Annotated in this window: 8 protein-coding genes and 1 riboswitch; of the genes, 3 read left to right on the plus strand and 5 right to left on the minus strand. The window is 70.3% G+C overall.

From position 1 onward, the window contains the following. The coding region (locus ACR2JA_RS10480) for an adenosylhomocysteinase (RefSeq protein WP_434009031.1) at positions 1-134 on the minus strand (134 nt) is incomplete at its 3' end. 73 nt (positions 135-207) lie between these two features. Then, a riboswitch (S-adenosyl-L-homocysteine riboswitch) is annotated at positions 208-295 on the minus strand. 103 nt (positions 296-398) lie between these two features. Here ACR2JA_RS10480 and ACR2JA_RS10485 point away from each other — a divergent pair. Together ACR2JA_RS10485 and ACR2JA_RS10490 are read left to right on the plus strand one after the other, a co-directional pair. Then, entirely contained in the window at positions 399-1,163 is a 765-nt protein-coding gene (locus ACR2JA_RS10485) for an HAD-IIB family hydrolase (RefSeq protein WP_434009032.1), read from the plus strand. Beyond that, positions 1,160-2,392 (plus strand): MFS transporter, encoded by a 1,233-nt coding sequence (locus ACR2JA_RS10490; protein WP_434009025.1) that lies wholly within the window; start codon positions 1,160-1,162, stop codon positions 2,390-2,392. Before ACR2JA_RS10485 ends, ACR2JA_RS10490 begins: the two co-directional genes overlap by 4 nt. Here the strand turns inward: ACR2JA_RS10490 and ACR2JA_RS10495 are convergent, their stop codons facing one another. Further along, entirely contained in the window at positions 2,393-3,514 is a 1,122-nt protein-coding gene (locus tag ACR2JA_RS10495; protein ID WP_434009026.1) for a YeeE/YedE family protein, read from the minus strand. Positions 3,515-3,651: 137 nt separating this feature from the next. Between ACR2JA_RS10495 and ACR2JA_RS10500 the strand changes: the two genes are divergently transcribed. Next, a complete protein-coding gene (locus tag ACR2JA_RS10500) occupies positions 3,652-4,053 on the plus strand; it encodes a hypothetical protein (protein WP_434009027.1) in 402 nt (133 codons plus the stop codon). On the opposite strand, the gene ACR2JA_RS10505 is transcribed toward ACR2JA_RS10500, so the two are convergent. The 3 genes from ACR2JA_RS10505 to ACR2JA_RS10515 all read right to left on the minus strand — a co-directional run. Further along, positions 4,040-4,771: a class I SAM-dependent methyltransferase gene (locus tag ACR2JA_RS10505; RefSeq protein ID WP_434009028.1), complete on the minus strand. Its 732-nt coding sequence runs from the start codon at positions 4,769-4,771 to the stop codon at positions 4,040-4,042. The genes ACR2JA_RS10500 and ACR2JA_RS10505 overlap by 14 nt on opposite strands. Before the next feature lie 10 nt (positions 4,772-4,781). Continuing rightward, entirely contained in the window at positions 4,782-5,102 is a 321-nt protein-coding gene (locus tag ACR2JA_RS10510) for a hypothetical protein (protein WP_434009029.1), read from the minus strand. A gap of 10 nt (positions 5,103-5,112) precedes the next feature. Further along, the coding region (locus tag ACR2JA_RS10515) for an excinuclease ABC subunit UvrA (protein WP_434009030.1) at positions 5,113-9,466 on the minus strand (4,354 nt) is incomplete at its 5' end.

Below are 9,466 nucleotides of genomic sequence, written 5' to 3' on the forward strand. Positions count from 1 at the left end.
AACTCTTCGCGGATGGCCATCAGGCCGGGCATCTCGGTCTCGGCGATCTTGATTTCTTTGCGGCCCCAGTCGGCCAGCCCGATGTCGGTGATGACGCAGTCGGCGTTGACTGCAGAGGGAATGCGTGCGTTCATGGTTCGCTCCATTGAAGGTTGAATGAACCACTCCACGGGCGACACCGGGGCAAAAAAAAGCCCATCGCACGGAAGTGGATGAGCGTCGTTGCATGGATGTCCGAGCCTCACGAACCGCGCCGACCGGGGGTCGGGGGTGCGCTGCAACGCTCCTCGGATGTCGTCGATTCTACCGCAGCCCCTGTTTTTCCGCATCTGCGAAACTGGCGCCCCTTCCTGACCCATCTTTCCCTTTCCGACTGGCCGCTGGCGGACCGTACGCGCATCCACGGCGTGCTCACCGACATCGACGACACGCTCACGACCGACGGCGCCCTCACGCCCGATGCGCTGGCGGCGCTGCATGCGCTGCGCGCGGCGGGCCTGCCGGTGTTCGCCATCACCGGGCGCCCGGCGGGCTGGAGCGAGCCCTTCGCACGGGCCTGGCCGGTGGATGCCATCGTGGCCGAAAACGGCGCGGTGGCGCTCTGGCGCGGCACCGGTGACGCGCTACAGAAGGCGTACTTGCAGGACGCCGCCACGCGGCGCGCCAACGTCCTGCAGCTGCTGGCGGTGGCGCAACGCGTGCTGGCCGAACTGCCGCACGCCACCCTCTCGCAAGACAGCGCTGGCCGCGAGACCGACATCGCCATCGACCACAGCGAGTTCGCCCACCTCGGCGAAGCCGACATTCACCGCGTGGTGCAGATCATGCGCACCGGCGGTCTGAACGCCACCATCAGCTCCATCCACATCAACGGCTGGATCGGCAACCACGACAAGCTCGCCGGCGCGCGCTGGATCGTGCGCGAGCATCTGGACCGGGATCTGGACGCCGAGCGGGAGCACTGGGTTTACGTTGGCGATTCGACCAACGACGCGTTGATGTTCGGCCACTGCCCGCACAGCGTGGGCGTGGCCAACGTGGCGCGCTTCTGGGCGCAGCTGACCCACCGGCCGCGCTACATCACCCAAGGCGAACGCGGCGCTGGTTTTGCCGAGGTCGCCAGGGCCGTGCTGGCGGCCCGCACCAACGGAACCCGCACATGACCGGCCCACTGCAACCGCCGCCCCACACCCATGCGACACCGCCGCCACCCGCGCTGGCGCGGCGCGGCCTGTGGGCGATCTTCAGCGCCACCTTCTTTGAGCTGGTGGGTTACTTCATGCTCATGCCGCTGTTGCTGTTGCGGCTCAAGGACGGGGGCGTGTCCACCTCGCTGGCCGGCCTGTTCGCGGCCAGTGGCTGGGTCGGCATCTTCGTCGTGACGCCGTTCGCCTCGGCCATCACCCAGCGGCTCGGGCGTCGCCCCACGCTGTGGCTGTCGTCGCTGATCCCGGTGATCGCCACCACCGGTTTCTTGTTCACCGATTCGCTGGCCGCATGGTTTGTTTTCGAATTCGTGGCGGGTCTGGCCTCGGGCCTGCGCTGGGTGCTGGCCGAGGCGGTGGTGGCCGAGTTCGCGCCGCCGCACCAGCGCGGGCGCATGGTCGGTCTGTTCGAGACGATGGTGGGCACCACCTTCGTCATCGGCCCGGCGCTGCTGGCGCTGGTCGGCCCCGCCAGCCCGGCAGCGCTGTGGCTGGTGCTGGGCTTTCTGGTGCTGGGCTTGCTGGGCAGTCTGTGGATCCCGCGCCTGCCGCCCGCCGACGACGCGCACGAAGCCCGCGTGGGCCTGCACGGCGTGTGGCACGCGCTGCGCGCGCACCCGCTGATCATGACGGTTGGCTTCGTCGGCGGCTTTTTCGAAAGTGGGCTCACCTCCATCCTGCCGCTGTACGGGCTGGCGCTGGGCATGGGCGCCACGGCGGCCGCGCTGCTGGTGTCGGCCAGCGGCCTGGGCAGCGCGCTGATGATGCTGCCCGCCGGCATGGCCGCCGACCGGCTGGCGCTGCGGCCGGGCCGCGGCGGTGCGCACGGTGCGCGGCTGACCATTCTGCACGCCTGTGCGCTGCTCACCCTGCTGGCCACGCTGCTCATTCCGCTGGTGGCCGGCGCGCCCTGGCTGGCGGCGGCCGTGGCCTTCGTGTGGGGTGGCGCGGGCGGCAGCCTCTACACCCTGGCCATGATCGACATCGGCTCGCGCGAGCAGGGCATCACCCTGGTCAACAGCACCGCGGTGCTGGTGCTGTCGTACACGCTGGGCGGTACGCTGGCGCCGGCGCTGGGCGCGGCCATGCTGGACTGGGCGCCGGTGGTCGGCTTCCCGGCCCTGCTGCTGGCGGTGGCCGGGCCGGGTTGGTGGCTGCTGCGGCAGGCGCAGCGCCGCCAGGGTTGATCAGGGCGCTGTGGTCGGGGCGTTCGCCGCCACGGCGGCCGGGTGGGCCGACGGTGCCGGCGCCGGGGCCTGCTTGTGCGCACCGTCCAGCACCCGGTCGGCCACGCCGCCGCCGATCCACATGCCCGCCAGCGTCACCCAGGCGGTGACCGCGAAGATGGCACCGCCCGTCATGCCGGCGCCCACCGCGCAGCCGCCGGCCAGCATGGAACCGAAGCCCATGAACACCGCGCCCACGATGTAGCGCGGCATCGTGTAACCGCCGCCGAAGCCTTCGAGCTTCCAGTCGCGGCCGACCAGCGCCCCGATCAGCGAGCCGATGAATACGCCCGGCAGCAGACCAAGGTCGAAGTTCCAGGGTTCGTCGGGGTTGCTGAGCACGCGCATCAGCCATTCGGCCGAGGGGCCACTGAAGGTCATGCCCTGGATCTGCACCGGCTCGAAGGAATGCGCCAGCACCTGGTAGGTGGTGAGCCAGGCCAGCGCCACGGCCAGGCCGGTGCCGATGCCGCCCAGCCACTTCCAGACGCCCCAGCCGCTGTAATAGGCAAAGAAGCCGGCCGTGACCAGCCAGACCGCACCGAAGGCCAGGCCGTCGTTGGGGCCCGCGCCCACCAGGGCGAGCAGGCTGCGCGAGGGGCCACCGTCCACCATCCACAGGGACGACAGCGACAGGCGCCAAGGGGCCAGCACCCCGGACAGCGAGGCCTGTGCGGTCACGGCGAAGATCAGGCCCGAGAGCAGCGCGCGCAGGTTGCCGTTGGCCGACAGCACCAGCAGGCGGCTGGCGCAGCCGCGCGTCATGACCATGCCGACACCGAAGATCAGCCCGCCGATCAGCGCACCCGAGAGGCTGCCTTTGGCCGAGAGCTGGCGCGCGGTGCTCACGTCCAGCCCGCCGGCCACGGTGAACAGCTGCACCGCCACCACGGCGGTGGAAAAGGCCAGCAACCACACCGCCAGCTTGTCGCCAAACTTGCCGTGCCAGAACTCGATGACCGCGGCGCGCAGGCAGAACCGGGAGCGCTGGGCGAAGAACCCGAAGGCCAGGCCGCACAACAAGCCGCCCACCGCCAGCACGGTGGGCTCACCAAAACGCTCGATCCAGCCGGTCCAGTCCATGGGCACTCCGTCCATCAAAACATGCGCATTTTTAGATGTTATGCCCGATGCCTGACGGATTCCTTGACGCGGCGCAACAAGCGGTGGGGCGCTAAGCTCCTGCAAAGGCAGCGCATTGCTGCTGAGAAAGGACTCCCATGGCCCTCCCCTGGCTGACCGCGCTGAAGGTGATTCCCTGGGGCGATGTGATCGAACACGCGCCCAAGGTGCTCAAGGGCGCCCGCGATCTGCTGGACCGGCAGCGGCGCGGCGCGGCCGTGACGCCGCCGCCCGACCCGCGTGACCACGTGATCCAGATGCCCGGCCCGACCGACCCGGCGCTGCGCGACCTGCAGCAGCGGCTGGCAGCGGCACGCGAGGACATCCAGCGCCTGCAGCAGACGCAGGACCAGATCACCCAGACCGTGGCCGAACTGGCCGAACAGAACACCCGGCTGGTGGCCGCGGTGGAACTGCTGCGCAAGCGCACCCGGCTGCTGATGGGCGCGGTGCTGGTGCTGGCGGTCGGGCTGGGCGCGCTGTACGTCAACGCCGCTTGAACGGCACCTGGTACAGCCAGACCGGCTTGCCGGGGACGGTCTCCAGCCGGGCCTGCGGCTTGTAGCCGGCGGCCTCGAACTCCAGGCTGGCCAGCCAGGCGCCGGGCGCCAGCTCGGCGGCGGCCTTGTCCATCGCGCGGGGCATGCTCTCGGGCCGCTGGAACAGGTAGACCAGGTCGCAGCCGGACCAGTCGCGCGCCCAGATGTCGGCCCGGCGCACCGTGGCGAACCGGCAGCGCAACCGGCACAGCACGGCCAGGGGCCAGCTCCACTCCCAGCCGTGGACCTGCGCGCGGGGGTACTGGCGGTGCAGCGCGATCAGGCCCGCGCCGAGCCCGCAACCCGCGTCCACCACCACCGCACCGTCGGGCAGCGGCGCCCGTTGCGCCAGGCCCTTCAAGGCGTCGGCGGGCGTGGGAAACAGCGGCGCGTCGCCCCAGCTGCCCAGCGGGTACAGGGCCAGCAGCAGGGCCAGCGGCAGCAGCCAGATCCAGCCCGGCACCGCACCCGCCGCACCGCTGGCCAGCAAAGAGAGCGGGAAGCCCGCCAGCATGAACAGGCGGCGCCAGGGCGTGCGCCCGGTCCAGGCGGCCAGGCCCGCGGCCAGCAGGGCAACGATGAAAGCCGCCACCGCACCCCACCCGGCCGCCCGCAGACCCACGAACAGCGCCCATGCGAGCGCCCAGGTCAGCAAGGCGGGAATCGGCCAGATCAGCATGCGGGCATTGTCACCGCTGGCTGCGCAGGCTCGCGTCGCAGCCAATGCCCGCCGCAATCCAGCGGCGGGCCAGCCGGCGCAGCAGCGGTGCCATCCAGCGCCAGCGCGGGCCGAGCACGCCCTCGGCGTCGCTGAGGGCGCCGCAGCGGTACAGGCGCTGGGCGTCGTCCCACCGCAGCGCGTCACAGGCCCCGTGGCGCCTGCGCGAGATCACCTGCCCCAGCGGGCAGGGCTCCGCCAGGCAGCACACACCGCAGCCGTTGCAGGGCGCGCCCTCGGCCGGCTGGGGTGGCGCGGCCGGGTGGATGTGGATGACCTGGTCGCGCGGCATGCCGTGCGCGTCAGGTCCGGGCGAGAACGGGGGCGAGCACCTTGCCGGTGTGTGTGCCCAGCGCCACCACCTCTTCGGGCGTCGCGGCCGCCACGATGCGCCCGCCGCCCGAGCCGCCTTCCGGTCCCAGGTCGATGATCCAGTCGGCCTCGGCCATCACGTCCAGGTCGTGTTCGATCACCACCACGCTGTGGCCACCGTCCACCAGGCGGTGCAGCACGCGGATGAGCTTTTCCACATCGGCCATGTGCAGGCCCACCGTGGGTTCGTCCAGCACGTACAGCGTGTGCGGCGCCTTCTGCCCGCGGCGGCCGATCTCGTCGCGCACCTTGCTCAGTTCGGTCACCAACTTGATGCGCTGCGCCTCGCCGCCGCTCAAGGTGGGTGAGGGCTGGCCCAGCGTCAGGTAACCCAGGCCGACGTCCTTGAGCAGTTGCAGCGGGTGGCTGATGGCGGGCATGGAGGCGAAGAACTCCACCGCCTCGTCCACCGCCATCTGCAGCACGTCGCCGATGTTCTTGCCCTTCCAGGTCACGGCCTGGGTCTCGGGGTTGAAGCGAGCGCCGTGGCAGACCTCGCAGGGCACTTTCACATCCGGCAGGAAGCTCATCTCGATGGTGCGCATGACCTGCCCTTCGCAGCCTGGGCAGCGGCCTTCGCCGGGGTTGAAGCTGAAACGGCCCGGCCCGTAGCCGCGCGCCTTGGCTTCGAGCGTGTCGGCGAACAGCTTGCGCACCGTGTCCCAGAAGCCGATGTAGGTGGCAGGACAACTGCGTGGCGTTTTGCCGATCGGCGTCTGGTCGACTTCCAGCACACGGTCCACGGTCTCGCTGCCCAGCAGCTTGCTGCAGCCGGTCCAGACGGGACGCGCGCCCTCGTTGTCCCAGGCCTGGCGGCCGGCAAAGGTGCTGCGCTGGGTCACGGCCGCGGCGGCGTTGGCCAGCAGCACATCGCGCGCCAGGGTGGACTTGCCAGAGCCACTGACGCCGGTAACGACCACGAGGCGCTTGAGCGGCACGTCCACGTCCACCTGCTGCAGGTTGTGCATGGTGGCGCCGCGCAGTTCGAGCTTGTCTGCTTCGGCGTGCACAGCACGGCGCGGCTGCAGCGGGTGCTTCATCGCGTGCAGCAGGTAGCGCCCGGTCAGCGAGTCGGGGCTGGCCGACAGGTCCGCCACCGAACCCTGTGCCACCACCCGGCCACCGCGTTTGCCCGCGCTGGGACCGATGTCGATGATGTGGTCGGCGCGGCGGATGGTGTCTTCGTCGTGCTCCACCACCACCAGGGTGTTGCCCATGTCGCCCAGCTTGTGCAGCGCGTCCAGCAGGATCTGGTTGTCGCGCGGGTGCAGGCCGATGGTCGGCTCGTCCAGCACGTAGCACACGCCCTGCAGGTTGGAACCCAACTGGGCGGCCAGGCGGATGCGCTGCGCCTCGCCACCGCTGAGCGTGGGGGCGCCGCGGTCGAGCGTGAGGTAGGAGAGGCCCACCTCTTCGAGGAAGGCCAGGCGGCTTTCGATTTCGGGCAGCAGGTCGCGGGCGATGTCCACCTCTCTGCCGCTCATGCCACCCTCGGCCATCAGCGCACGGACCTTCTGCCGGACGTCGCTGACCGAGAGCCGCGCGATGTCGGTGATGCCCATGCCGCCGAACTTCACCGCCCGCGCCTGCGCGTTCAGCCGCGTGCCCTCGCAACTCGGACAGGCCTCGTCGGTCAGGTCTTCCACCTCGGGCTCGGCAAAGCTTTGTTCGCGGCCCTTCTGGTCGTCGTCGCGCACCGAATCGTCCAGCGCCTTGCGCTGCTCGCGCGAAAGCTTGACGCCGGTGCCCACACAGTCCGGGCACCAGCCGTGCTTGCTGTTGTACGAGAACAGGCGCGGGTCCAGCTCGGGGTAACTGGTGGCACACACCGGGCAGGCGCGCTGGGTGGAGAACACCTCCAGCCGGCCCAGGGCGGCGGTGGACCGGCCTTCGGCCAGCGCGGGCGCCAGCCCGTCCAGATCGGTCAGAAGGTGCACCGTGCCCTTGCCCAGTTCCAGCACCTTGCTCAGCTGGGTGCGCAGCCAGGCTTCGTTGGCCGGGTCGACCACGCCGTCGGCCACCGGCAGTTCGATGGTGTGCTCCTTGAAACGGTCGATGCGCGGGAAGCCGGTGGTGGGCAGGAACTCGCCGTCCACCCGCAGGTGGGTGTAACCGCGCGGGCGGGCCCAGTCGGCCAGCTCGGTGTAGACGCCCTTGCGGTTGACCACCAGCGGCGCCAGCAGGCCGATGTGCCGGCCGCGGTAGCGCGTGAGGATGGCCGCGGCAATGCTCTCGGGGCTCTGCGGCATCACGGCCGCGCCGTCGTGCACGCAGTGCTGCGTGCCCAGCTTCACGTAGAGCAGGCGCAGGAAGTGCCAGACCTCGGTGGTGGTGCCCACGGTGGACTTGCGACCACCGCGGCTGAGCCGCTGCTCGATCGCCACCGTGGGCGGGATGCCGTAGACCGCATCCACTTCGGGCCGGCCGGCCGGCTGCACGATGCTGCGCGCGTAGGCGTTGAGCGATTCGAGGTAGCGCCGCTGGCCTTCGTTGAACAGGATGTCGAAAGCCAGCGTGGACTTGCCCGAACCGCTGACACCGGAGATCACATTGAACTGCCCGCGCGGAATGTCCACGCTCAGGTTCTGGAGGTTGTGCTCCTTGGCATTGACGATGCGGATGGCGTTGCTGTGCCGGTCCGCGCGGGCCGCCGCGGCCTGCTGGCGCTGCGGCTGCTTCAGATAGTCCACCAGGCGGCCTTCGTGCACCGCGTGCACCTCGCCCATGGACATCGCGTACTCGCGCAGCGCCTTGGCGGTGTGGCTGGTCTTGTGTTCGCGCACCTCTTCGGGCGGCCCTTCGGCCACCACCAGGCCACCGCCCGCGCCCCCCTCGGGGCCCAGGTCGATCAGCCAGTCGGCGCTGCGGATCACGTCCAGGTTGTGCTCGATCACGATCAGCGAATGGCCGGCTTCGAGCAGCCTGCGCAGCGAACGCATCAGCTTGGCGATGTCGTCAAAGTGCAGACCGGTGGTGGGCTCGTCAAACAGGAACAGCGTGCCCTTCTTCGCCAGCGCCTGCCGGCTGGCGGCGCTGTTCTTGGCCGCCTCGGCCAGGAAGCCGGCGAGCTTCAGGCGCTGCGCCTCGCCGCCCGAGAGCGTGGGCACCGGCTGGCCCAGCTTCACGTACTCCAGCCCCACGTCCACGATGGGCTGCAGCACGCGGATGACCTCGCGGTCGGCCTTGAACAGGTCCGCGGCCTCGCTCACGGTGAGTTCGAGCACATCGGCCACGTTGAGCAGGCGCCCACCGCGTTCGATGCGCACCTCCAGCACCTCAGGGCGGTAACGCTTGCCGTCGCAGTCCGGGCAGCGCAGGTAGACGTCGGAGAGGAACTGCATCTCCACGTGCTCGAAGCCTGAGCCGCCGCAGGTGGGGCAGCGCCCGTCGCCGCTGTTGAAGCTGAACTTGGCCGCGGTGTAGCTGCGCTGACGCGACAGCGGCGCGTCGGCGAACAGGGAGCGGATGGCGTCCCAGGCGCCCACGTAGCTGACTGGGTTGGAACGCGCGGTCTTGCCGATGGGCGACTGGTCCACATAAACCACCTCGCTCAGGAAATCGGCCCCCAGCAGGCGGTCGTGCGCGCCCGGCGTTTCGGTGGCCTTGCCGAAGTGGCGCAGCAGCGCGGGCGCGAGCACGTCCTGGATCAGCGTGGACTTGCCTGAGCCGGACACGCCAGTGACCACGGTCAGGCGCTGCAGCGGGAACTCGACGCAGACGTTTTGCAGGTTGTGCTCGCGCGCGCCTTCGAGGATGAGGCGCGGCGTGCTGTCGGTGACCATGCGCTTGAAGCCCATGCCCACGGTCTTGCGCGCGCCCAGGTAAGCGCCGGTCAGGGTGTCGGCGCTGCGGATGGCCTCGGGCGTGCCGTCGAACACGATCTGCCCGCCGCGCTCGCCGGGCCCTGGGCCCATGTCGATCAGGCGGTCGGCAGCCAGCATCACGGCGGGGTCGTGCTCGACCACCACCAGGGTGTTGCCGGCGTCGCGCAGGCGCAGCATGGCGTCGTTGATGCGCGCCATGTCGCGCGGGTGCAGGCCGATGCTGGGCTCGTCCAGCACGAACAGCGTGTTGACCAGCGAGGTGCCGAGCGCGGTGGTGAGGTTGATGCGCTGCACCTCGCCGCCACTCAGCGTGCGGCTCTGCCGGTCCAGCGTGAGGTAGCCGATGCCGACCTCGCACAGGTAGCGCAGGCGGGTGTTGATTTCCTCGAACAGCAGCTTGAGCGCCTGCTGTTCGCCGCCCTCACCGCCGCTGCCCGCCAGCGTGGTGGCCAGGTCGTCG

The organism is Hydrogenophaga sp. (assembly GCF_051007235.1).
Classification (GTDB): domain Bacteria; phylum Pseudomonadota; class Gammaproteobacteria; order Burkholderiales; family Burkholderiaceae_C; genus Hydrogenophaga.

Excerpts from the sequence above, each read along its gene's own strand:
- ACR2JA_RS10490 (WP_434009025.1), top strand. The coding sequence starts at position 1,160 with ATGACCGGCCCACTGCAACCGCCGCCCCACACCCATGCGACACCGCCG.
- ACR2JA_RS10510 (WP_434009029.1), bottom strand. The coding sequence starts at position 5,102 with ATGCCGCGCGACCAGGTCATCCACATCCACCCGGCCGCGCCACCCCAG.
- ACR2JA_RS10495 (WP_434009026.1), bottom strand. The coding sequence starts at position 3,514 with ATGGACTGGACCGGCTGGATCGAGCGTTTTGGTGAGCCCACCGTGCTG.
- ACR2JA_RS10505 (WP_434009028.1), bottom strand. The coding sequence starts at position 4,771 with ATGCTGATCTGGCCGATTCCCGCCTTGCTGACCTGGGCGCTCGCATGG.
- ACR2JA_RS10500 (WP_434009027.1), top strand. The coding sequence starts at position 3,652 with ATGGCCCTCCCCTGGCTGACCGCGCTGAAGGTGATTCCCTGGGGCGAT.